The organism is Vibrio sp. KUL80, assembly GCF_059725495.1.
On record NZ_AP045841.1, the window covers coordinates 1454288 to 1478181 of the forward strand.

The following is a 23894-nucleotide window of genomic DNA, read 5'->3' on the forward strand; positions in this document are numbered from 1 at the left end:
TAAGTAAATGTTATGAACTAGAACTGAAAGTTATATTAATGGGCGTGGTTCGTTGGTTTTTGCGAGTTACTTTGTATATTGGTTAAGAAGGTCGCGCATGTTTGCAGAGTTATATGCGACTGACTTAGCATCGCTCGTCTCTAACACACTGTAGAGCATTGCTTTTGCGACATAGTCTGCGGGGATAGGAGCGATAGCACGTAGAGGCCCACGCATTAAAGGTGAAAGTACGGTAAATAGCTTCTGTACAAATACCTCATCTGATCGGATCTCTTCTTCACGCCCTGCCAAAGGACCGGGGCGCATAAATACCACTTTCTCGAAGCCCATTTGATTGACTCGGCGTTCAACTCGACCTTTACATTTAAGATAATGCGATAGAGAGCGAGCTGATGCTCCTAGACTTGAAACCACAGCGATACGTTTAACACCCACCATCTTCATGGTTTGTGCCACGTCGCAGACAAGATCAACATCCACTTTTTCAAGTGCTTGCTTGCTGCCCGCTTTTTTAAGCGTGGTGCCCAAACAGATAAAGCCAAGCGTTGGAGTAGGGCGACTGTCATCCCATTGAGTGACTCTAAGTGCGCCATCCATGATCTGAGCGGTTTTGCTATGTTGATGGTTTAGAGGAGAGCGGCAGAGGGCGTAGATAGACTCGATGTGGTCAGTTTGTTCTAGTAAAGTCAGCAGTCTGCTGCCTACCAGACCAGAAGCGCCAGCGATCATTACTCTAAAGTCATTGTGCATTAAAAAGTCCCACTCATCGAGATGTAGTGGGACTATAGTCAATTATTCGCTAACGTGTTGTGATAGAGGCAAAATTAATCAATTTCTGCGGCGGTAAGATCCTGCTTTCTGAGCTGATCACGCAATGCTTCCATCGCCACTTTTTGAATTTGCCTTACTCGTTCTCTTGTCACACCAACGATTAATCCGACTTCTTCAAGCGTTTTGGGCTCATCATCGAGAAGGCCGAAACGATGGTAGAGGATAGTTTTATGCTTATCCGGCAAGCCATCGACAAGGTTGACCAATGCCTTGTTCATATTTTGCGTGACAATGTCACGTTCTGGTAGTTCGAACACATCATCGTCATCAATAGTTTGAAGGTGATCTTTCTTGTCCCCGTCGTCATCCCAACCATTATCTAGAGATAATGATTGCTCAGAAAGTTTAAGTAGTTTGCTTACTTCCTCTGGTGAGCGCCCGGTTTTTTCGGCGATTTCGGCTGACGTCGGTTCGTGTTTGCCCTCTTTACGGAGTTGGTGCGCCGCTTTACTGCACTCACGAATTTGCTTAGTCACGTGCACTGGAACACGAATCGTGCGACCTTGATTCATGATGGCACGATCAATAGATTGCTGAATCCACCACACTGCATAGGTGGAAAAGCGATATCCAAGCTCAGGGTCAAATTTGTCCACGGCTTGTATTAATCCGATGTTACCTTCATTAATAAGGTCGTAGAAATCGAGACCGCGATTAGAATAACGTTTGGCAGTTCTAATAACTAAACGTAAATTCGCGTTAATTAAGCCTTGTCTCGCTTGTGTATCACCCGCACGAGCCTTGCGTGCTAGTAATTTCTCTTCTTCAGCTGTTAACAGGTTGTGGTTAGAAACCTGTTTAAAATAGCTAGTACCAATATTGGCAGCGTCTTCTTTGTTCGTTGAACTATGGTGAGTATGCTTCTCTACTACTTTCAAAATACCCCCTTACCAACTGCTTAATTGGTTATTATTAGATTTATAAACGACATGAATTTCGTTTCCTGTCGAAATATCAAATTACTATATTTTTTTATCGAATGACAGCCCGGGTTAATGAAATTCAAACACGGCGTTAACATTTTTTTAAGCAGCTATTTAGATTAAAGACTCAATAGAAACTGAGTCAGGTGGCTGTTTTAGCAGTCAGGAAAATTTATAAAATTGGATGCATATTTATCTTGTTGATAAATAAGGGTTAATATTATTGATAATGATAATTAATATTGAGGGTAATAATAAGGAGGGAATATAACGATCGCTTGTAAACCATAATTAAAATGCAAGGTTTACAATAATTCGTTAATTGACTAACTGGTCACTAATGCTTGTTCGTTCGCTTTGGGTAACGAAAAGTTCTAAAAACCTACCCTAATTTTGTATTATCTACTTTTTGTTTGTAAGTGTTTGGAAGGTTTTGTCGTATTTTTGTAAGGGCAAAAAAATGTGACATTGTGCCCAAAATACTTTGTAAGAGAGAGAAGTGCAGGTGGTTGTTTTACAAGAATATTACATAAGTGAGTGACTTTATATAATTTATATAAATATGTAGAATATGATAAACCTATCACTTTTAGTTAAGTTATATGTCGAAACGGCACAACGACTTAAACTTTAGTCTAAGCTAACGATAGAATGCTTAGTTTCTAGTTTGGATACAGTTACAATGAATGAACAATTACAACAAAAACTCGAAGAGCTACTACTGCTCGCTAAATCACAAGGTGTTTCTATCGTAGGGGTCGTAGATATTCCAGGCGCAGAAGAATGCCATATATTTAAGAACATAGAAGCTGACTGCAAGGCAGGCACACGCAACTTAGACAGCGTGTTGATGAGTCAGCATTGCACACCAGGGCAAAAAAACTGTCAATCTTGTCATCTAACAAAGTCAGGAGTCTCTGATGATGGACTGGCACTTCTGTTCACTGAGTTGAATGCAAACGAACCCGCTTAATCGGGTTGAAACCCACACCTATAATTTATAGCGGCACATATAGTGTTGGTTTGTCGCACTGACATGCGTACACTACGTCTTAAGGATTAAATACATGCAGAAGTGCATGTATTTTTGTAAGTATTGCCACCTGGCACTCTTTAAGAACGGAAACCATGTTAGACACACAATTCGATGCTCAAATTCAAAACCATATCGACCAAAAAACGAAACCCCTGGGCGCGCTTGGGCAACTCGAGACGATTGCTGCTCAGCTTGCTCGGATCCAGAGCCAAGCATCAGGCTCTTTTCCCGCTTCGATAGATATCTCTTCTCCAAAGGTCATCGTTTTTGCTGGTGACCATGGCATCAGTGAGCAGGGTGTGAGTATCGCTCCGAGCGCAGTTACCCAGCAGATGGTAATGAACTTCTTAGCGGGTGGGGCGGCGATTAACTGTTTTTGCCGTGCCAATAATATTGACTTTCAAGTAGTGGATTGTGGCATGGTTGCTGCGGTTGAATCTGATTCTGACCAGTTAGTATTGAGTAGGCTTGGAGAAGGCACGAAGGATTTTTCAGCCTACCCAGCGATGACTGCGGCTCAATTGGAACAAGGCCTGAGCGCTGGCTCAAAGATTGCTACTCAAGCGATTAAAAACGGAACGAACGTTTTGATGTTTGGTGAGATGGGGATCGGTAATACCAGTTCAGCCTCTGCCATACTGTCAGCTTTGACACCGTTAGCTATCGAACAAAGTGTTGGTCGCGGCACAGGCATAGATGCGCAGCAATTGGCTAAGAAACAAGATCTAATTGCAACGGCACTAAATCGATTTGACCAACGCGATGTGAAAACGGTTTTGCAGCAGTTAGGTGGCTTCGAAATCGTTCATATGGTTGGCGCGTTTCTAGCCGCTTATGAGCAGAAAATACCCGTATTGGTGGATGGTTTCATCGTATCTATCGCCGCCCTTGCTGCCTGCGAAATCGAGCCAAACGTCAGAGATTATTTGATATTTGCCCACGTCTCCAACGAGGGTGCCCATCGCTTTGTTCTAGAGATACTCAATGCGACCCCGTTGCTCGATTTGTCGCTGCGTCTTGGTGAAGGAACGGGTGCAGCGTTGGCGTATCCACTTCTGAAATGTGCTGCTGAGTTCTATAACTCAATGGCGAGTTTTGAAAGCGCTGGAGTCACCGTGTGATTAATTCGGAATCAACATCAGGCTGGCGATATCAGTGGCAGCTATTCTGCCTTGCCGTGAGTTTTTTCTCTCGTCTACCGATTCCAAGTAATACGCCATATTCATCAGAACGAATGAACCGTGCTGGGCGGTATTTTGCTCTAGTCGGTCTATTGCTTGGCGCACTGTGTGGCGCCGTCTTCACTGTTGCTGACTGGATGCTACCAACCAGCGTTGCTGTCATTCTAACAATGATCTTTAGCTTACTGTTAACTGGCGCATTCCATGAGGATGGGCTAGCAGATATGGCTGATGGGATCGGCGGTGGAATGACTCAAGAAAAACGCTTGTTGATCATGAAAGATAGTCGACTTGGTACCTATGGTGTCGTCACGATTGTATCCGCGTTAATACTAAAGTATGCAGCGCTTACTGAGCTTGCTGTTGGCAAACCCCTGTTTCTAATTTTCATCATCGCCTATTCATTTAGCCGAGCGGTTGCCGCATCGTTGATATCTGCGATGCCCTATGTCTCTGACCCTGAAGGTAGCAAAAGTAAGCCACTAGCCAACACTCAAACCCAAACGGAGCTTGTGATTTTGGCAGTGTGTGGTCTTGCACCTGCTTTGCTGTTGGGGCTTGATTTCACCATCGCGTTGATAGTGACAGGTTTGATATTTCGCGTATTTTTTACTAAGTGGCTTACCGCTCGTCTTGGTGGGTTCACTGGGGATTGTTTGGGCGCAGCTCAGCAAATTGTTGAGATGTTAACTTACCTCCTCATGCTCTTTTTCTTAGTAAACTAATAGGGTGGCGGAATGTCGATTGAACTGGTATTGGGTGGAGCGCGTTCAGGTAAGTCTCGGTTTGCTGAGCAGCGCATCAAGCAGCTTTGCGACATGCTCCCAAATGTGACCAAGCACTATGTCGCCACATCGGAGCCTCTTGATGATGAAATGAGAGCGCGTATTTCTCATCATCGTCAACAAAGGGGTGACGGCTGGAACGAGTGGGAAGTGCCTGTTGAGCTTGTCGATACTTTGTCCAAGTTTGATAAGTCAGATGTCGTATTAGTCGATTGCTTAACTCTTTGGCTGAATAACGTGATTTATTATTTAGGTGATTCAGCAGGTAACGATGACATTGAGCAGGCAGTGTCGAAGCTAGCGGAAACTTTAATTCACAGCGACGCGCACATCGTGCTGGTGTCTAATGAGGTGGGGCTTGGTGTCGTCCCTTTAGGTGAGGTCTCTCGTATGTTTGTTGACAACGCGGGGCGCATGAACCAAGAAATCGCAAAAGTTTCTGATAACGTCACCTTAGTTGCAGCGGGATTACCTCTGGTGCTCAAGGGGAGCGAGCGATGAAAGTGAACATCTTGCTTCTTCGTCACGGTAAAGTTAACGGACCTGCCGCGCTATACGGTCATACCAATGTGCTTGTTGAGCCGAAGTTCGATAACCAAACAACCGCTGCCTTGGTTTCCAAGACGCTGCGTCTTAGCAAGATTGTGAGCTCACCTTTATCGCGATGTTCTAATCTCGCCAAGCAACTGAGTTGTGAGCTTGGGATAACACTAAATATCAACCCTGACCTAGCCGAAATGAATTTTGGCAGATTTGATGGTGTGGCATTCGATTCAATGTCTTCGGAGGATTGGCAGCAGCTTGCACCTTTTTGGGATAGTCCCGCAGAGTGTGCGTTGCAAGGTGGTGAGCGATTGGTTGGTTTTCATCAGCGAGTCGTTTCAGCGTGGAGAGAAGTACTCGAAACCGAACAAAATACCCTAGTGGTTTGCCATGGTGGTGTGATCCGTCAATTATTGGCAGATGTCCTCGGCCTTGATTGGAGAAACCCAAAACTCTATTCGTCATTAGCGATCAACAACTCGACCATTACACAGATCCAATTTGATACCGACTACCCAGAAAACCTGGTGGTGAAGGTTATCGGGCAGCCTGCGCAAGATTTTAACTTAGTACCATAATGCGATAAGCAAAAGCACCGACAGTACGAGAGAAATTCGTTGCCAAAACAGCACGGGGTTTCTCTCGACAATCGGTAATTTGCCACGCTTTTGACTTTTTGGATTCGGTACTTTTAGGTCGAAGAGAAACTCTGAGACTTCTTGATAACGTTTTTCGGGTTCAATTCTGACCGCATTTTTAAGGGCATAGTCGATCCAGTGTGGTACCTTTTGATTGATGCTTGTAGCGGGGATATAGCGAAGTTTGCCTTGTGCTTTTACGGTAAGTGATTTCGCAACATCTGTACCATACGGAAAGCGCCCAGTTAGCATGAAGTAGGTCATGACACCCAGAGAATAAATATCGGACCGAGTGGTTCCGAAGTAGCCAAGCAGATACTCAGGCGCGGTAAACAGCGCTGTACCAGGAACCGTTGGCTCCATAGGTGCCATTTCCTCTAACCCTTTTACCTGTGTTGCCCCAAAGTCGATGATGGTGACGTGTTCATTCGCGTCAATCATGACGTTTTCTGGGCGCAGATCTTGATGAATCATTTCATGTCGATGCATGGTCTGCAGCCCCTTACATAGCTGACCAATTATATGCCGAATCTTGCTAAGTGGTGGGTTTGGGTTGTCTTTCACCCATTGCGCCAGTGTTATCCCTTCGACAAAAGAAGCCACACTGTAGGTATAAGAGTGGCGTAAACTTGGTTTGTAGGCCTTGAGCAGGTGAGGGCTGTTTAGTCGGCTCGCTATCCAGCTCTCCATCAAAATAGATTCAACGTGTTGGGGATCATGGCGGCTCTCCGCGGAAGGCGTCTTTAAAGCAACTTGCTCATTATTGCTGAGGTCTTTTGCCAAGAATACGTGGCTTCGGCTGGTGATTTGAAGAGGGCGAAGGATTTCAAAGTTGTCGATGCAACGACCTTCTTCAAGCTCTGGTGGCAGCGGCAGCGTAAACAGTGACTCTTTCCAATCTTGGAGTGGATTATCTGGCAGAGCCTCGATAGCTAAAACGATAGCCGAGACATTATCGTGACTACCGTTTTCCAACGCGAGGTTAACCAGGGCATCTGCTTTTGTCTGCTCACAAATCGACTCTTGGTTGAGGATCTCTGATATTTCATGTTCGGTGACGTAGTCATACAGCCCGTCGGTGGCCAGAAGTAATTTGTCTCCAACTGACAGCTCTATCGCAACATGCTCTATATCAACAGACGTATCCATACCAAGAGCGCGAGTGAGGTAACTCGTCGTTGGGTCTATGAAATGCTGATGGTCGTGGGTGAGTTGTTCGAAGTCATCATTGCTTTGGCAATAAACCCGCGAATCACCGCAATGAAACACATAGGCAGTGCGGGATTTGATAATGACAGCGCTGGCGGTGCACACATAGCCCTCGTTGAAATCAAATCGATATTCGCTGTTTTTGGTTTGCGCGAACAGCCAATGGTTTATCGATTTCAATACACGCGTTGCCGAGTTCTTTACTGACCAAGCATCTGAGGTGGCGTAATAGTCTTTGATGAATCCGGTGACCGTTGCCTCACTAGCAACCTGACTCACTGAACTTGAGCTTATGCCATCACAGATAATGGCAGCAAGCCCTTTACTTTCCAGCTCTAGATTAGATGGAATAAGGCATCCGATAGCGTCTTGGTTGACAGGCTTCCGTCCAGCGACGGAAGCCTGACTAACGCTCACTTTTAGTTTGCGTTGCACAGTAATTAATCCGAGCTAACTAGTTAGCTGTGCTTTTAGATAGCGACATCTTACGCTCTGGGTTGGTACGCACGTGTGTTAGGTAAAGCGGAAGACCAACCATCAAGAAACCACCGACTAAGTTACCTAATGCTGTTGGAATTTCGTTCCATATCATGTAATCCATAATCGTGAATTCACCACCCATGATCATTGAAAATGGGAATAGGAACATATTAACGATCGAGTGCTCAAAGCCCATAAAGAAGAACAGCATAATTGGCATCCACATTGCCATCATTTTGCCACTTGCAGACGTCGAGATCATCGCACCAACGACACCCATAGAGACCATCCAGTTACATAGCATGCCGCGAATGAAAATAGTAAACCAACCCGCGGTGCCATGCTCTTGATAGCCTAAGGTACGTGACTCACCTATGGTGCTTACTTTCGCAGCGAGCGTGCCGCCATCAGTGTTATATCCGTAGGTCAGAATAAACGAAGCGAAGAAAGCGACGGTCAGCGCGCCAGCAAAGTTGCCAACGAAGACGAGTCCCCAGTTTCGGAAAAGCTGGTCCATGGTACAACCGCGTCGTTTATCTATTACTGCGAGAGGAACGAGCGTGAACACGCCAGTAAGAAGGTCAAACTTCATTAAATAGAGCATGATAAAGCCGACAGGGAAAAGAATGGATCCAATTAAAGGGCTACCTGTCTTCACGATGACCGTAATAGCAAAAAAGGCAGCAAGTGCCAAAATTGCACCCGCCATGAAGGCTCGTACTAGAGTATCTTTTGTCGACATAAAGACTTTTTGCTCTCCAGCATCGACCATTTTTGTTACGAACTCTTTAGGTTCTACATATGACATACTTTCTCTCCTTAGAATAAAAGTCGTTATCGTTTTAGCGAGTTTCGTGCCATGTCGATAAAGTTGTTAACAATCAGTGTCTTGAAATGTTTTGATACATTCTGTGAGTTAGTAAGTCATTGATTATGATGCAAGGTGCACAACTCAGGTGCGCTCCAGTGTACCTCTAAAGTGGTATTTGGAGGTTGTTCTTGAGAAGTTGTTGAATTAGAAGTCATTGATTTTTATCTGGTCTAGCCCCATGTTATTGATATAGATGGTTTGTCCATCAGTCTTTTCGCCAATCTATTACGCTTGAGTGGCGACTACAGAATTAGGGAAAGCATATGAAAAACGCGGTTTGGGATTTATCTATTGCCTACAAAGGATTGAATGACCCAAAAGTCGAGCAAGACATCGAGCTTATCCAACGCTCTATCTCTCTTCTTAACCTTCACAAAGACGAGCGCCAGCATGTTGTCGCGATGCAAAACGCGATACAGACTATGGAAGCGGCTGGTACCTTGTTAGCGACGGTGAACACACTCGCCAACTGCTACGCTTCGACCAATGCTCAAAACTCACAAGCGAAGCAACTGATTGGTCGTATTGCCCAGCTTAGTTCTGAGCTTGAACAGGCATTTAGCCCGTATGAGGACACGCTATCTTTTGCTGACGTTTCGTTCATAGAGCAAGTGCTAGATCATGACAACCCCTCAGTTGCAGGGCAGGGGTTTCAAATAGAGCTGTTGCAGCGTAAAGCGCAAACACAACTCTCAATTAGTGAAGAGCAGCTTTTGTCGGCCATGCAAGTTGATGGTCGTGACGCGTGGGGTCGTTTATACGACAACATCACGGGTTCATTATTGATCGACATTGAAAGCGAAGATGGCATCGAGCAAGTGGGCTTTTCAACCGCTGCGAGTCTTCTTTATGGTGGAGAGTTCAACAAACAAGAAGCAGCTTGGAAGGGCATTCAAGCAGCAATGAAAGCGAATGAGACTTCGTTTGCGGCGATTGTGAATGCTTTAGCGGGCTGGCGACATAACGAAGGCAAAAAGCGTTCATTACAGCAAGAAGAGCACTTTTTGGATTCAAGCCTACGTGCAAACCGAATCCAGCGCGATACCTTAGATGCCATGATGAATGTGGCAAAGACTAACAAGCATATAGGACAAAAAGTGGGACGCTTAATGGCTAAGGTTCACGGTTTGGAGAGCATGACTCCGTGGAATCACCTCGCCGCGATGCCGCCAATGAACAACAGTGAAGCCAAAGTTTACGAATTTTCCGAAGGTATCGAGGTCATCAAGCAGGCTTTCGAGCAAGTAAACCCAGAAATGGCAGAGTTTGTACAAACCATGGTTGATAATGGCTGGATAGATGCTGCACCTTCTGAGAACCGCCGTTTAGGGGCTTATTGTACCAAGCTCGCCGCAACGCGAACGCCACTTGTGTTTATGACTTGGGGCGGAAGTCGTTCGGATCTGCTGACGTTGGCTCATGAGTTGGGGCACGCTTTCCACAACTGGGTAATGCGCGACTTGCCGCTGTGCCGAACTGAATACCCAATGACGTTAGCGGAGACGGCATCTATCTTTGCAGAAAATATTGTCCGAGACTTCCTATTAGAGCAAGCTCAAACACCGGAAGAAAAATTAGAGATGCTGTGGGAAGAGTTGTCTTCAGCGTATGCACTAACGATCAATATTCCAGTACGATTTGAGTTTGAAAAGGCCTTCTATGAGGCGCGCAAAGAGAGCGAGTTGGATGCGAGCCAGTTGTGTGACTTGATGTCGACCACATGGGCTGATTGGTATGGGGATTCCATGAATGGGACCGACCCGTATTTTTGGGCTAGTAAACTTCACTTTAGTATCTCTGAGTTAAGCTTCTATAACTATCCGTATCTGTTCGGTTACCTGTTTAGCCAAGGCGTTTATGCCCAACGCGAGCAAAAGGGTGAACAGTTCTATGCTGATTACGTTGCTCTGTTGCGTGATACTGGCTCGTATTTAGCTGAGGATGTCGTGGTCAAACATATGAATAAAGACCTGACCGAAGCGACGTTTTGGCAAGAGAGTATGGAGAGACTGTCAGACAAAGTCGATGAGTTTGAAAACCTATTCAATCAATTGAGTAGTTAGGGTTTTCGCCTCTCTGGGTCGTGAGAAATCATGACCCAGAGAAGGGCGCTAGAGGCTCAAAGTTGGGGGTTTTTCAACCAGATTGGAGTTTTTATCTCAAAGAAGCGCGACTTACTTCGATAAACGCGATCATATCCGTATAATTTTCTGTCTTGTTTCATTACCATACCGCTGTTAGATAGGGAGCAGCGCATGACGAAATCGTTTTTTCGCCAATCATTTCTGAAAGATACTTTAGAAACCGAAACTGAATTCACCGCAACATCAATAACCACACCAGACGGTGTGAAGTTAGATCATCGCTACCGTGGCGTTCTTGAAGTCACACCGAGTCACATGGACGAGGACAGCGAGCACATCATCATTTCTTGTGGCATCCACGGCGATGAAACCGCGCCTATGGAACTGGTAGATAAAATGGTCGATGACATCGCATCGGGCTTTTTGAAGCTTAAAGCGCGCTGTCTTTTTATTATTGCTCATCCTGAGGCGACCAACCGCCATACTCGTTTTATCGATGAAAACCTCAACCGACTATTTGGTAACAAAGAGCGTGCGGTTAATCGAGAGGTGGCAATAGCAAAACATCTCAAGCAACTTGTAGAGGCTTTCTATCAAGATACGGCAGTAGCGCGTCGCTGGCACCTTGACCTTCACTGTGCGATTCGTGAGTCTAAGCACTACTCATTTGTTGTGAGCCCTAAAACGCGCCACGCAGTTCGTAGCAAAGCATTATTTGACTATGTAGCAAGCGCTCATATGGATGCTGTTTTGCTCTCTAACGCACCTTCAAGCACGTTTAGTTGGTTCTCTGCAGAAAACTACGGCGCTCAAGCATTAACTATGGAACTTGGTCGTGTGGCGAGAATTGGTGAGAACGATCTAGAGAAACTGCTTGCCTTTGACTTAGCAACGCGTGATTTGCTCGCAGCGGAGCAGCCAGAGCACCTAGCAAAAGCACCAATCATGTATCGCGTCTCTCGCACGATAGTGCGCCATCACGATGACTTCGACTTCCTATTTGATGATAACGTTGAGAACTTCACCGAGTTTAAACATGGTGAAGTTTTTGGTCACGATGGTGATAAACCTCTAATGGCGAAGAATGATCACGAGGCGATCGTATTCCCAAATCGTAAAGTTACGATTGGTCAACGCGCTGCACTTATGGTGGTTAATGTCGCAACTCGCTATGAGGATGACCAACTGGTCTACGATTAATCGAAAAGCAGTGGCGTTCTCTCGCGCTGCTGTTATGCTTCTCTAATGGAATTCAATCAGTTACTGAATCAAAACCAGAGGCGCTGGCACACGCTTATGCTCGTGATGTTTGGCGTCTTAATAGGTTGCGCTTTTCTTCATCTCTCCGTGGGTGAGATACTCATCAATCCTTTCTCACCGCAAACTGCACTTGAGTCTCGGCTTCTTTACGACTTGCGTTTACCAAGGCTACTCGCGGCCGCTGCAATTGGCGCGGCGCTCGCTCTCTCAGGGGCATCTTTGCAAGTGCTGTTAGGTAACGTCCTTGCCGAGCCAGGTGTGCTTGGTATTTCGGGTGGGGCAAGTCTAGGTATGGTATTGATCCTATTCGCCTTTCCCGCCGCCGCAACTCCGCTAGGGTTTATGCTGGCTGGCGTGGCAGGTGCGTTAGGCTTTACTTTAATTTTGGTATCGATGGCGAGAACCCTCAGGTTGACAACGACTCGTTTGCTGCTGGTGGGCGTGGCGCTTGGGATACTATCGGGTGCAGTGGTCACTTGGGCATTTTACTTTAGTGATGATTTGAGTATTCGTCAGCTCATGTACTGGCTAATGGGAAGCGTCGGGGGCGTCAGTTGGTATCAACATATTCTCACTCTGGTGATGATACCCGTTGGGATTTGGCTGTGTCTGAAGGGGACGATACTCGATAAACTCATGGTTGGCGAGATCCATGCGAAACAGCTTGGCGTCGATGTTATGCGCATACGGTGGCAGCTGATTTTAGCGGTTTCATTGCTCGTGGGCGGCTCCGTTGCTCTTGGCGGAGTGATTAGTTTTGTTGGTCTTGTTGTACCACACTTGCTTCGTTTGTCTTTTGGAACAGAGAATCGGTATTTGCTGCCGCTGTCTGCATTGACGGGCGCAGCACTGCTAGTTGTTTCAGATATCTTGGCGCGCACTGTTCTTGATTCAGCTGAACTCCCTGTTGGCGTTATGACGACGACTATCGGTGCGCCCGTGTTTATTTGGATGCTATTGAGAAGCCATGATACAAGCTCATAACTTATCGGTTGGAACTCGCTTATTACCCGTTAGCCTCTCATTACCCGAAGGGAAGCTTACTCACATCATTGGTCCGAATGGCAGCGGAAAAAGCACCTTGCTCGCTGCGTTATCCGGTGTGATGAGCTATCAAGGCTCCATTAAAGTGGGCGACTTGGATTTGGCTCAAATGTCACTCCCCGATATCGCTTTACTGCGTGCTTATCTTGCTCAGTCCGCGCGACCTGCGTTTAACATGCCCGTTTACCAATTTCTGTCGTTGTCGATCCCTAGCAATAAGCAGTGTTCAGATGAGGCTCTCAATCAAGCGATAGCGGAGATCACTGAGCTACTCAATATCAACACTATGTTGTCTAGAACGGTCCATCACTTATCGGGTGGGGAATGGCAGCGTGTTCGGCTAGCCGCATGCTGTTTACAGGTTTGGCGTCCGATCAACCCTCTGGCTCGAGTTCTGATTCTAGACGAACCCGCAGCACCATTGGATATTGGTCAAGAAAAATACTTAAATGAGCTGATAGATATCGTTACTCGCCAAGGAACATCGGTCATTGTGGCTAATCACGACCTTAATACCACTCTGAGACGTGCCGATTACGTAGTATTGCTCGCAAATGGGGTAATGGAGGCAGTAGGGACGAGCGAAGAAGTGCTGACGGAAGAGAACATCAGTTCGGTTTACAAGACCACGGCCAAAAAGATTGAGTTTGAGGGAAAGCCCTTGCTTATCTTCAATGAATAGAAATGAAAAACGGTCTCTAATATAGAGACCGTTTTGCTATTTTTTTAGCTGACTCGCTGATTGCAGCTCAACTCACACTAGCAATTAAACCAGTGGCGAAAGATCAGCAGGGCGGTAGTAGACCGACTTCAAAACCTTACCTTTGCGAATAGTCTTCGCTTCAGACACAAAGTCTTCTGCACACTTCGCGATGATGTACTCACCCTTTGTCACCGCCATTAGTTTGATACCTTGCTCAGCGTAGTGCGCTTCTGTTTCTTGGTATTCGCTTTCGTTACGGCATACTTTACTCATGTTGCTGGAGTGAATCTCATCCCAGCATTTGATGAAGTCGATATCGCGGTTGGCAGCCACGTGCAAAAGCAGTTCAATCAGATAGCTAATTGCAACGTTATCTTCGACTTTGCTATCGCCTAGGTGAACCAAACGACCCATCAAAACATAGACTGAATCGATGATAGCGTCCGCTTGTTCTACTTTACTGTCCGCTTCTGCCAGTTCGGTCATCTCTTCGATAGCCAGCGAGCTGTGTAGAGTGTCAGCGGCATCATCTAGCGACTCTGCATCATTCACAGGCAAATCAAATGTAGTACGGAACTCAGTAATGTCGCGGTATAGGTGATCGAAGATCGGTTGGGTAAGTTTGGTTAGTTTCATCGATTTTGCTGTTTGATAATTGGTGACAAGATCCTATCAGAGCGGGAAGCCATTCGCTACACCGATGAGCATTTTCTTGGCGTTTGGATATTGAACTACACTGATTAGCGGCGTCAGATATTGTTTTAAAGTCGGAATACGGTTAATATTTCCAAACAATTCAAATGGTTGAGTGGATAATATCTCACCATTGATACGAATATTGATGAGATGGGAGGCGTTAGGGCTGACCATCTTATTCCCAGTTTCAAAAGGTACACGTACTTTTTGGAAAACGACGTTTCGGATTAGGGTCCCGAGTCGTCGTATTTAAAGGCCACCTTTCGAGGTGGCCTTTTAACCTTCTTGGAACTCTTGATAAAAACTATCAAAATTTCCCCACATCTCCAGTAGTTGCCCAACGTATTTAGCGTCGATAAACTTACTATCTATATGATCGTTACCTTCCAAAAGAACAAGGTAGTGCAGGGTGACTTCTTTTGCTCGAGGAATCTTGTCCCATACTTCTAGTACATGTGATGAAGAAGGGGCTTGGTAACTCGCCAACTCAACACCGTTATCACCGATATTAGTAAAAATAGTGAGCGCTAGACCCATTGGTAATTCTTATTGATGGTCATTAATGATTTGTGAAGATTATCAATTGAACTGGCGTTAGGGAAGGGAAGGAATGTAAGAGTTCCGTCTGATCTCTGAAGTCCGATAGGTAATCCCGACGATTAATAGCAGTTACTTTGTTTGTTCGATGACAGTTTGCTGTGAAGCCGGTTGGCTGTGATTGTACTGGTCGACAACGTCATAAATAATCACGTAGCTAACTAAAAGGCAAAGCGGAATAAACTTGATCCAAGGTTTCATAATGATGCTCAAAGTCGGATAGATGCCACTACCTTAGCAGTGGCATTGCCTATTGAGTATCTACATTATCGCAACCTAATATTGACGCTATCTATTGCAAGTAGAAGATAAACGCAACTATGACGGATCGTGCCTAGGAGAATAAGTAAGGGAACAATCGTTTTCGCTCGTGTTCGTCGAGTTCACTGACACGTGCAATGTTGTTGTCAGGGATCGCCTCTGGATCGGGATAGTGTTTAAGTACTCGCTCCATACTTTCTTCGCGAATAAGGTGGAAAATGGGGTATGGTGAACGGTTGGTGAGGTTTTCTGGATCCTCAGGTTCAGCGCCACCAAAACAGTAGTTAGGATGGAAGGTCGCGACTTGATAAATGCCTTCCCAGCCATTTTGTTTTATCAAGGCTTCAACCCAGTCGATGAAGAAGTTGTAATCGACAAAATCATGCAGCATCTTAGGCACGACAACTAATGTTGTTTCTAGATCTCGCGCATCTGTTTGCTCTAGCAGCATCAGTTCACTAAGAATGTCTTCTAGTAACCCTTCCTCTTTGTCTGCAAGGCTAACAAAGGTCTTAATTTGCTTATTGCGTTCAGGTTTAGCGGCGAAAGGGCATAGGTTTAACCCGATCACGACCTCTTTTAACCATTGCTGAACTTGTTGCTCGATCTTTACTACTTCTTCACGTAACGACATAACACTTACCACTCTTAACACTATGGCAATTATATGCTGCTAAGCGGTCGATAGCGAACGTTTCTCGCGGCTGGCGCCATTATCAAGCGTGCTTGATGGGCTTCTCTGAGAGCGTATTACGTTGATCGACGTGATATAACCTGTAGCAGAGCCCGAACAATGCGGCGTAGAGTAAAGCACCTCCCTCAACGACGCTTGGCCAGCGACCGACTTGCCAGCAATAGAGTAGGAAAAATCCGCCTAAGCTTCCGCCGATATAGTAGTGGACCAAGTAAAGCGCTGTTGCTGTCGCTTTCGCATGTGTCGCCTTTTGGCTTACCCATGCATAGGCGAGGGTGTGAGTAAAGAATGCACCACCACTAATGAGGAGTAACCCTAACAACATGGCAGGAATGGATTCAAATAAAGCGACCAGCATGCCCAGCATGCTTAAGAATGTACCCAATACCATCCCTGGAATAGGTGGGTATCGCTTGCGCCAGTTTGCACTTAGTTTTGATGATAGCGTTCCCGCCAAATAGCACAGAAAAATTAGCGAGCTAAGGGCGAGAGGAAGGTTGTGTGGCGCCTCAACCAAGCGGAATCCCATAACTGAATACAGGTTAACGAACAAAGCGAAGTTGATGCCTCCAATCAGCATAGCTACCCAAACGGTAGGGTTTGAGATATGTGCCACTAAACTTCGATTGTGATGATAGAAAAGCCCTCTGGCCGGCTTAAAGTGCTGCTGTTTTGGCAGTATCGTGACGACAATTAACGCCGACACTAAGGTAAACGTAGCGATAACAAACACCGCGGTTTTCCAGTCAAAGTAGCCGGTTAACACGCCGCCAGCGACTCGTCCGGCAATACCACCAAGGGAGTTCGCTGCGATGTAACCGCCAATAGCCTTGGTGAAGGCGTCGGGTGAGAGTTCTTCTACCATGTAGGCAACGGCGACTGACGCAAATGCCGCTAAAGCGACCCCCATTGCAGCTCTCAAAAAGACGATCGCGGTTAGGCTTTCAGTCAGCATCATCGCATAACCGATGACAGGCAGAGCCAGTAATCCCCCTAGCATTACCGAGCGACGCCCGATACTTTCAGAGGTGATTGCCCAAGGCACAAGGCATAAAGATAGTGCGAGCGTAGAGGCTGCAAATACCCAGTTGATCTCGGTTTCAGACACACCGAAATGAACACTTAACTGTGGCAAGATTGGCTGGAAAATATACAAATTGCAAAACACCAGAAACGAACCCAAAGCGAGTGCGAGAGTAATTCGTCGATATTGAGGGGAGTGCAATTCAATCACGGTGAAGCCTTACTGCTAAATGGTGAACTATGTGATCAAATTAGCATTGCAGTTTGGATTAATGAAATATATTAAAAATATGGTTTGAATATATTTTATCAATAATGGACGTTAAGCAGATCACGCATTTCCTCGCCGTTGTCGATCATCAGAATTTTACCCGCGCTGCGCAAGCCGTGATGATTGCCCAGCCTGCACTGAGTATTTCAATTCGCAAGTTCGAGCAGCAACTCGGTATTCAACTATTTACCCGACTCGACAAACAAGTTCGCCTGACACAAGAAGGTCGAGCACTTGAACCACATGCAAGAAAGATCTTGCAGCAGGTCGAAGATGCGAAGCTTGCAGTGGATGAGATGAAGGGACTTTTGAAAGGCGAAGTACGCCTAGGCACGCCCAGTATGATGGGGTCGTACTTTTTCCCAGAGATTGTGATGGCATTTAAGACGGCTTATCCCCATCTTAAAATGACGGTTGTCGAAGCGGGCACGCAAGATATACGCAGAATGCTACTCAGTGGTGAGATTGACCTTGGGGTGATTAGAAACAAAGAGGTGCCTGATGATTTAGAAGTTGACCAGATATTTCGTTCCGAAATGGTGACAGTCGTCAGCCAACATCATGCTTTTGCTCAAAGAGATTCGTTGGATTTTGATGAGTTTTTTGACGAAGAACTGGTGATGTTTAAACCAGGTTATTTCCATCGAGACTTTATTGACGAAGAGTGTAAAAGAAGGCAAATAGAAGCTAAGTTCTCATTTGAAACCAATCTACTACCCATGATTCTCTCGATTGTTAAACATGAGTACGCGATTACCGCTTTGCTGGAACTGGTCACCGAGCATGAACCCGAAACTCGCGGTATTTCATTTGAGCCGCCAGTTTTTGTCGACTTGGCGCTAGCGTGGCGAAAAGACGGTTATTTGTCTCGTGCCGACCGAAGCTTTATCGACTTTATTAAAAAGCAGATGTAGCGCAGAGCTGCTGGGGTGTTAATCGTCGTAAAGCGGGCTCTATTGATGTCACCTGATAGCGTATGAGTCCATCGGCGTGGCCTTGGTCTGTAACTAATCCAACTAACGTCGTTTTCGCTCCGATTAAGCTAAGAATTGGGGTTCCAGAGACAACCTCACTCAGCTCATCGCATTCGGTTAGCCAAAGCTTCCCATTGCTTTCGGAATCCAATAAGCACGTCTCAACAGACAGTACATCGCGCGCTGTATCGAGAACAGCGATTTGAACGGGCTCAGCGTCCCATTTCTTGCCTGCCATATTGATTAAAGTTGGCAGGTTCTGGTGGCAGCCTAACTCAGCGTCTACTTCTAATATAGCCCAGTCCTCGTTTGCGCTGACGTTAGATAGTTTCTGATGATCCGTGGTTACGGATACGACAGATGCGTAGGTGTACCTGTCATCCTGAGAAAACAGCGGCGTAAGCCTTAGGTGTCGCAATGGGTAGAATGTTGAGTCAGAGCTTGAGAACACACAATGAGCGGGCACTAGTAAGGTTTGATTGCCTACTTGTGTCGCTAAGCAGTTTAATGGTGGGTACTCGGCCTCTGTGAGCTGTAGGTTGTAGAGCCGCTGATTGGTAATTCTTGCTTCGTCGAGAGGGAGAGTTGCGTTTGCTGTCTTGCTTATTAGCAGCGCCGATATGAGGGTAGTGAAGGTGACGGCTAAGCGCCCGTAAAAGCAGTTTGGCATAGTTCGCCCCCATCTCAGTTAAGAATAACTATCACATGATAGGGGCAGTATAGGAAATAAAGCGTTAATTGCTGTTATACATACGCTCAAAGTTTTTTGGGTTCCAGCCGATCATATAGCGGTCACCAATTTTTAGAACAGGTAATGAGCGAGCGCCGATTGCGTCAAGTTCCTTTCTGCCACGTTGCATCTTGGCGTTAGTTAATCTGTATTTGTAACCTTTGCTGTCTAGGTATCGTTGTGCGTCTTTGCAGTGAGGGCACTTGTCACTTACGTATAGGACTAACCGTTTCATAGTAGATTTATAGCTGGTGGATTTGGGGTAGGAGGATAACTCATTTTTGAGACATTAGGTTAGTTGTTCCGTTGCTTATGTAAATATAGACAGTGCACATGTTGTGTCCGTTTTATGAACTTGGTACAATAGCTGTGTAGTTGAGATGGCTATTTGGGATTTGTGTTGGAAGCCATTATCCCCAATTGACACGAACTTAGGTGACTGCCGAAACAATAATACTAAGTGTAGGCACCTTGCTAACATAGCTAAAAGGAGGGCAATTGGATGGAAAATCCTCTTGTTCTTTCACTTGTCTATCTAGAGATAGTTCTGACAGTGTTAGAAATTGCTGAAAAGCTACTCTAGTTTCAATGTGAGCCTAATCTGAACCACCTGTAAAAGGGTGGTTTTTTTATGCCAGTAAGAAACGACAAACCCCCACCGATGAAGTTGGGGGCAGGGCTGTTTTCCGCTGTTGTTATTGAAGTCGAACATGACAGATACCTTCTATGCCTTGAAGATTTTTTCAGCTAGGTTGTCTAATGCTCTTTCGAGAGTGGAGCCGTGACCTTCAATGATGTTGCCGTTCTTAAGGGTGACGAAGGCAGTGGTTAAGCTGTCACGTGTTCCGAATTTGATGTCACTGTTAACTGTGGGATGATTGATGATTAGGAGAGCGTCTGTAGTAGCTAGTTGGTTTAGAGTTTGCATGAGCGTGTTCTCTTTAGTGGTTAAAGTTGAAGTTTCACACACTAGATAACTGAGGTTTTGTCATTTTACGCCAGAGCTAAACAATGTGTGGAACTGAACTTTATCCTTTACGTCGAGAACAAGTCGTTTCATGTTGAGCGCACTGTAATGAATAAGTGGCCATTTGGTGCGTAGTTAACTCTAGAAGCTCAAGCCACTTTCGATCTCAATGGTTTTAATCAAGAACCGTGTTTCGCTAAGTTTTGCAGTTTATGGTGTTTGGCGGCTTGAATGGTCTGAGGAACGAGTGACATTACGATCATACCCATCATTAGCGCGTATTGGGTTTGAGTAAACGACTCACCAAGCAGAACCATACCGCAAAGGATACCTGCAATAGGATTTGCAATACCGCCAAAGGTGAAATCAACCACACTCATGCGTTGCAGTAACCAAACGTACATCCCATAGCTCAGTGCTGTATTCAGACCGACAACCCAAAGCAGACCAACGAGGTTTTGTGTTGAGAAGTTAGCTACCACCGATTGATAAACCTGTGGCTCAAACGATGCGTGAACGCCTGATACAATGCTTAGTACGGCACCGCCTAAAATCAGCTGCCAAGTGAGAATGGTCCACCAGTGAATACGACTGCCCAATGCCTTAGTAATTCCGCTGCCCGCTACGATACACATTATGGCGGCGAGCATAGCCCCTAAGCCAATAGGATTGAGCGAAATAGTGCCCGGTGAAAACAAGAAGAACGCAAACAATACTAGCGCCAATCCACTCAGCGTTTGTACCCAACTTGGACGCTTTTTATTGACTAACCATTGGTACAACATAGCGAATACAGGAACAGACACCATACCGACGCCGGATATGGTGGAAGGTAGAGTCTGCGCCATAACGAAGATAAGACCGAAGAAGGTCGCGATGTTGACCGTCCCTAAGATGAACAAGACTTGCCATTCACCTTTTTTAGGTAACGACGGTCTAACTAATAGCAATAGCAAGCCAGCCGGAAGTGCTCGGAGCGCTCCCAGTAGGATTGGTGGCCAGTCTGGAAGCGTGAACTTCGTGACGGCGTAGGTTGTGCCCCAGAAAAATGCAGGGATCATTGCTAGAAGTATGTTCATATAATTTATCTTTACATTAAGATATCTGCCGCCACTTTAACGATCTTTGGGCTGTCTGTAAAGTATCTTTATGTTAAGCTAGTTTGAACAGACATAAGACAGTGGGAAATTATTGGAATGGATGCGATTGATCGAGTGGTCGAGCAGTGGGCAAAACAGAAGCCAGAGTTGGATACCGACCCAATGGCGATGATGGGACGACTCATGCGGATCGCTAAGTACATGGAAACGAAAGTTGCTGATTTACATAAGAAGTATGACCTAAAACTCGGAGAGTTTGACGTACTTGCGACGCTACGTCGTAGCGGTAAACCTTATCGATTAACACCATCTGAACTTATTGACACCATGATGTTGACCTCGGGTGCAATGACAAACCGTCTTGATAAGCTTGAAACTAAGGGGCTTATTTTGCGCGAGCACAGCAAAGAGGACCGTCGTAGCGTTACCGTGCAACTCACAAAAGATGGACTCATACTGATTGATAAGTTGATTGAAGAGCATGCGGATGTGCAAAAAAGTCTCGTTAAATCCATGACGTCTGCACAAAAAAAGCAGGCAAACCAGTTACTGAAGGTGTGGTTAAGTCAATACGAGTAGTTTAGGTCAATAGAAATAGTGGTTGAGCCTCGTTTCCTAGAATAGCGCTCGTGCCTGTCTAGGAAACGAAGAAGTACATCCGTTATGCTGCTAGCTCATCACTAAATAGATCGGCAGCGGCAATACCTATCAATGCGCAGCGTTCGTCAGCATCGGAGAGATCCCCACTCACGCCAATTGCACCGATCACCTGTTGCTCTTTGTCCCGAATGAGCAAACCTCCTGGTACTGGTACCATATTTCCATGTGCCAATACATTGACTGCTGAGATAAACGCAGGTCTTGCATCGGCATCTTGCGCTAATTTTCTAGACGAGCAACCAAGCGCTAGTGCTCCCCATGCCTTTGCGATGGCAATATCGGGTCTCATCATACTCGAACCATCTTGGCGCTGAAGAGAGATGAGCTTGCCACCGCTATCGAGAACCGCTGCAGTTAACGGTGCGCATTCGTCGATTTTTCCTGCCTGGAAGGTGGCGTTAATAATCGTTAGTGCTTGGTTAAGAGTTAAACTTCCCATGTTGTTTCCTCGTCGTCTAGTCGCTTGCGCTAAATCTTCTAGGAGGATTAGCCAACGTTGTTTACGTTGGCTAAACGGCAAAACCTAAAGAAGGGAATAGCTTGGAAGGGTCAGGAAGCTAGCAAACTGTTTCGATGTAGACAGCTCGTAGAAAAGGTCAGCGGTTTCGTCAAAGCGTCCAGCAAAGTAACGAGTATCACCCACTTCCTGTTGAATAGTACTAAGCTCCTCGTAGAGCCAAGTGTGAAAGAGTTCGGCAGTAAATACCTGACCGTCATCGAGCGTGACACCATGATGTATCCACTGCCAGATATTGGCTCGAGAGATCTCTGCCGTTGCGGCATCTTCCATCAATCCGTAAATAGGCACGCAGCCGTAACCTTGGATCCACGCTTCAATGTAGTAAAGCGCGATACGTATGTTCTTGCGAACGCCCGCTTCATCGCGAGTTCCATCACATGGTTTTAGCAGGGTTTCAGCAGTAATCTCAGTATCCGGACTAACAAAGTCGAGCTGATTCGTTTTGCCACCAAGATGCTTATCAAAGGTAGACATTGCCAAGTCGACAAGTGCAGGGTGCGCGACCCAAGTGCCATCATGACCGTTTTGGGACTCACGTTGCTTGTCTTCAATAACTTTTGCTGTAACGCGTGCCATTTCTTGTGGATCTTTCGCTGGGATAAACGCAGACATGCCGCCCATCGCCAGTGCACCTCGAGCGTGGCACGTTTTAACCAGAAGTTGGCTGTACGCATTGAGGAAAGCTTTATCCATGCCTACACCGTGGCGGTCGGGCAGGATACGATCTTTATGATTCTTTAGGGTTTTGATGTAGCTAAAGATGTAATCCCAACGACCGCAGTTCATGGCAACAATATGGTCTTTCATTGCATACAGGATTTCATCCATTTGAAATACAGCGGGTAACGTCTCGATGAGTACAGTCGCTCGAATCGTCCCTGTTGGCACACTAAAGTAGTTTTCAGTGAAGGAGAATACATCATCCCACCACTTAGCTTCTTCCATACTCTCAAGCTTTGGAATGTAGTAATAAACACCGAGCCCTTTGTCCGCACGTGTTTGGTAGTTATGGAAAAAGTACAGCGCGAAGTCCATCAAACACCCGGCGATAGGCTGGCCATTAATAAGAATCGATTTTTCAGGTAGGTGAAGACCCCTTGGACGAGCGATAAGCAGTGCAGGGTTTGCATTCAGCGTGTAGTGCTTGTCTTTGTTTTCATCGTAATGGCTGATAGTACCTTGATTAGCATCTCTTAGGTTTATTTGGCCATCAACCATATTGCTCCAGGTCGGCGCAGACGCGTCTTCAAAACAACACATGAATACTTTAGCACCAGAGTTTAGTGCGTTTATCACCATCTTACGGTCTACAGGACCGGTAATCTCAACACGGCGGTCGAGCAACGGTTCTGGAATCGGGCGTACTCGCCAGTTTTTGTCGTCCCGAATTGATTGCGTGTCTGTACGAAAGTCAGGTAATTCTCCAGCATCAAATGCGGCTTGTTTGACTTCTCTCTGCTTTAACAACGCGTCTCTTCGGCTGCCGAATTGATTGACTAGCGCATTGAGGAAAGCCAACGCCTCTTTACTTAATATTGATTCGTAGTCACTGTTGCATATTGAGCCGATGATATTCAATTGATTCGCCGGTGCGATTTTCGTTCCTTCGATTTCGGTCATTACCTGTCTCCTTTATACAATATTTTTATTTTTTGTATACAAAACTGTATTGCATATCTACTTATATGAGAAAAAATACAAATAATCAAAGACTATTTATCATTAATTTAACGAAGGGAAATTTGGAAATTATTTTTACGTAAAGATAGTTTATGTAAAGTATTTGTTTTCAGTGTTTATGGGGTTAGTGGTT

At 45.7% G+C, this 23894-nt stretch carries 26 protein-coding genes; 11 read left to right on the plus strand and 15 right to left on the minus strand.

Translation table 11 applies throughout. From position 1 onward, the window contains the following. Positions 1–66: 66 nt before the first annotated feature. The gene (locus AC6I8U_RS06700) at positions 67–750 is read right to left on the minus strand and encodes a Rossmann-fold NAD(P)-binding domain-containing protein (protein ID WP_498018091.1); all 684 of its coding nucleotides are present in this window, start codon (positions 748–750) and stop codon (positions 67–69) included. A gap of 74 nt (positions 751–824) precedes the next feature. Continuing rightward, positions 825–1709, minus strand: a complete 885-nt coding sequence (locus tag AC6I8U_RS06705; protein ID WP_498018092.1) for a sigma-70 family RNA polymerase sigma factor — start codon at positions 1707–1709, stop codon at positions 825–827. 727 nt (positions 1710–2436) lie between these two features. Here AC6I8U_RS06705 and AC6I8U_RS06710 point away from each other — a divergent pair. From AC6I8U_RS06710 to AC6I8U_RS06730, 5 genes are all read left to right on the plus strand, one after another. Beyond that, positions 2437–2727, plus strand: a complete 291-nt coding sequence (locus AC6I8U_RS06710; protein ID WP_498018093.1) for a hypothetical protein — start codon at positions 2437–2439, stop codon at positions 2725–2727. Between the two features lie 155 nt (positions 2728–2882). Further along, positions 2883–3911 carry a nicotinate-nucleotide--dimethylbenzimidazole phosphoribosyltransferase gene (cobT, locus tag AC6I8U_RS06715; protein WP_498018094.1) on the plus strand — a complete coding sequence of 343 codons (1029 nt, stop codon included), beginning with the start codon at positions 2883–2885 and terminating at the stop codon, positions 3909–3911. Beyond that, positions 3908–4696, plus strand: coding sequence for an adenosylcobinamide-GDP ribazoletransferase (locus tag AC6I8U_RS06720; RefSeq protein WP_498018096.1), 789 nt, complete (start codon positions 3908–3910; stop codon positions 4694–4696). Before cobT ends, AC6I8U_RS06720 begins: the two co-directional genes overlap by 4 nt. Before the next feature lie 12 nt (positions 4697–4708). Then, on the plus strand, positions 4709–5257 hold the full coding sequence (cobU, locus tag AC6I8U_RS06725) for a bifunctional adenosylcobinamide kinase/adenosylcobinamide-phosphate guanylyltransferase (protein ID WP_498018097.1): 549 nt from the start codon (positions 4709–4711) through the stop codon (positions 5255–5257). Beyond that, on the plus strand, positions 5254–5877 hold the full coding sequence (locus tag AC6I8U_RS06730) for a histidine phosphatase family protein (RefSeq protein WP_498018098.1): 624 nt from the start codon (positions 5254–5256) through the stop codon (positions 5875–5877). The genes cobU and AC6I8U_RS06730 overlap by 4 nt, the downstream gene beginning before the upstream one ends. Here AC6I8U_RS06730 and AC6I8U_RS06735 read toward each other — a convergent pair. After that, on the minus strand, positions 5866–7581 hold the full coding sequence (locus AC6I8U_RS06735; RefSeq protein ID WP_498018099.1) for a bifunctional protein-serine/threonine kinase/phosphatase: 1716 nt from the start codon (positions 7579–7581) through the stop codon (positions 5866–5868). The genes AC6I8U_RS06730 and AC6I8U_RS06735 overlap by 12 nt on opposite strands. A gap of 19 nt (positions 7582–7600) precedes the next feature. Then, on the minus strand, positions 7601–8434 hold the full coding sequence (locus tag AC6I8U_RS06740) for a formate/nitrite transporter family protein (protein ID WP_042472574.1): 834 nt from the start codon (positions 8432–8434) through the stop codon (positions 7601–7603). Positions 8435–8760: 326 nt separating this feature from the next. On the opposite strand from AC6I8U_RS06740, the gene AC6I8U_RS06745 reads away from it, so the two are divergent. The 4 genes from AC6I8U_RS06745 (at position 8761) to btuD (ending at position 13567) form a co-directional block, all read left to right on the plus strand. Further along, positions 8761–10560 carry a M3 family oligoendopeptidase gene (locus AC6I8U_RS06745; protein WP_498018100.1) on the plus strand — a complete coding sequence of 600 codons (1800 nt, stop codon included), beginning with the start codon at positions 8761–8763 and terminating at the stop codon, positions 10558–10560. Positions 10561–10752: 192 nt separating this feature from the next. Then, positions 10753–11781, plus strand: a complete 1029-nt coding sequence (locus tag AC6I8U_RS06750) for a succinylglutamate desuccinylase (protein ID WP_234495816.1) — start codon at positions 10753–10755, stop codon at positions 11779–11781. A 45-nt stretch (positions 11782–11826) separates the two neighbouring features. Next, complete coding sequence (gene btuC / locus AC6I8U_RS06755; protein ID WP_498018101.1) at positions 11827–12825, plus strand: vitamin B12 ABC transporter permease BtuC; 999 nt, start codon at positions 11827–11829, stop codon at positions 12823–12825. Further along, positions 12809–13567: a vitamin B12 ABC transporter ATP-binding protein BtuD gene (gene btuD, locus AC6I8U_RS06760; RefSeq protein ID WP_498018102.1), complete on the plus strand. Its 759-nt coding sequence runs from the start codon at positions 12809–12811 to the stop codon at positions 13565–13567. Before btuC ends, btuD begins: the two co-directional genes overlap by 17 nt. Before the next feature lie 84 nt (positions 13568–13651). Here the strand turns inward: btuD and AC6I8U_RS06765 are convergent, their stop codons facing one another. From AC6I8U_RS06765 to AC6I8U_RS06785, 5 genes are all read right to left on the minus strand, one after another. Then, a complete protein-coding gene (locus AC6I8U_RS06765) occupies positions 13652–14224 on the minus strand; it encodes a nucleoside triphosphate pyrophosphohydrolase family protein (protein ID WP_128650266.1) in 573 nt (190 codons plus the stop codon). A gap of 36 nt (positions 14225–14260) precedes the next feature. Further along, positions 14261–14458, minus strand: a complete 198-nt coding sequence (locus AC6I8U_RS06770) for a hypothetical protein (protein WP_498018103.1) — start codon at positions 14456–14458, stop codon at positions 14261–14263. Between the two features lie 102 nt (positions 14459–14560). Continuing rightward, positions 14561–14821: a hypothetical protein gene (locus tag AC6I8U_RS06775; protein WP_498018104.1), complete on the minus strand. Its 261-nt coding sequence runs from the start codon at positions 14819–14821 to the stop codon at positions 14561–14563. A 394-nt stretch (positions 14822–15215) separates the two neighbouring features. After that, on the minus strand, positions 15216–15776 hold the full coding sequence (locus AC6I8U_RS06780) for a DUF1415 domain-containing protein (protein ID WP_042472588.1): 561 nt from the start codon (positions 15774–15776) through the stop codon (positions 15216–15218). Positions 15777–15858: 82 nt separating this feature from the next. Further along, the gene (locus AC6I8U_RS06785) at positions 15859–17070 is read right to left on the minus strand and encodes an MFS transporter (protein WP_498018105.1); all 1212 of its coding nucleotides are present in this window, start codon (positions 17068–17070) and stop codon (positions 15859–15861) included. Positions 17071–17174: 104 nt separating this feature from the next. Between AC6I8U_RS06785 and AC6I8U_RS06790 the strand changes: the two genes are divergently transcribed. Continuing rightward, positions 17175–18044 (plus strand): LysR family transcriptional regulator, encoded by an 870-nt coding sequence (locus AC6I8U_RS06790; protein WP_498018106.1) that lies wholly within the window; start codon positions 17175–17177, stop codon positions 18042–18044. Here the strand turns inward: AC6I8U_RS06790 and AC6I8U_RS06795 are convergent. The 4 genes from AC6I8U_RS06795 to AC6I8U_RS06810 form a co-directional block, all read right to left on the minus strand. Beyond that, positions 18028–18774: a hypothetical protein gene (locus tag AC6I8U_RS06795; RefSeq protein ID WP_498018107.1), complete on the minus strand. Its 747-nt coding sequence runs from the start codon at positions 18772–18774 to the stop codon at positions 18028–18030. The two genes, AC6I8U_RS06790 and AC6I8U_RS06795, sit on opposite strands and share 17 nt — an antisense overlap. Positions 18775–18838: 64 nt before the next feature. Next, entirely contained in the window at positions 18839–19069 is a 231-nt protein-coding gene (locus AC6I8U_RS06800) for a glutaredoxin family protein (RefSeq protein WP_498018108.1), read from the minus strand. Between the two features lie 489 nt (positions 19070–19558). Next, positions 19559–19762, minus strand: coding sequence for a hypothetical protein (locus tag AC6I8U_RS06805; protein WP_498018109.1), 204 nt, complete (start codon positions 19760–19762; stop codon positions 19559–19561). 218 nt (positions 19763–19980) lie between these two features. Beyond that, complete coding sequence (locus tag AC6I8U_RS06810; protein WP_498018110.1) at positions 19981–20880, minus strand: DMT family transporter; 900 nt, start codon at positions 20878–20880, stop codon at positions 19981–19983. Positions 20881–20997: 117 nt separating this feature from the next. Here AC6I8U_RS06810 and AC6I8U_RS06815 point away from each other — a divergent pair, with 117 nt between their 5' ends. Further along, the gene (locus tag AC6I8U_RS06815) at positions 20998–21480 is read left to right on the plus strand and encodes a MarR family winged helix-turn-helix transcriptional regulator (RefSeq protein ID WP_042472598.1); all 483 of its coding nucleotides are present in this window, start codon (positions 20998–21000) and stop codon (positions 21478–21480) included. A gap of 82 nt (positions 21481–21562) precedes the next feature. Here the strand turns inward: AC6I8U_RS06815 and AC6I8U_RS06820 are convergent, their stop codons facing one another. Beyond that, complete coding sequence (locus AC6I8U_RS06820; RefSeq protein ID WP_446567396.1) at positions 21563–22000, minus strand: GlcG/HbpS family heme-binding protein; 438 nt, start codon at positions 21998–22000, stop codon at positions 21563–21565. Between the two features lie 84 nt (positions 22001–22084). Next, positions 22085–23701, minus strand: a complete 1617-nt coding sequence (aceB, locus tag AC6I8U_RS06825; protein WP_498018111.1) for a malate synthase A — start codon at positions 23699–23701, stop codon at positions 22085–22087. Positions 23702–23894 lie beyond the last annotated feature (193 nt).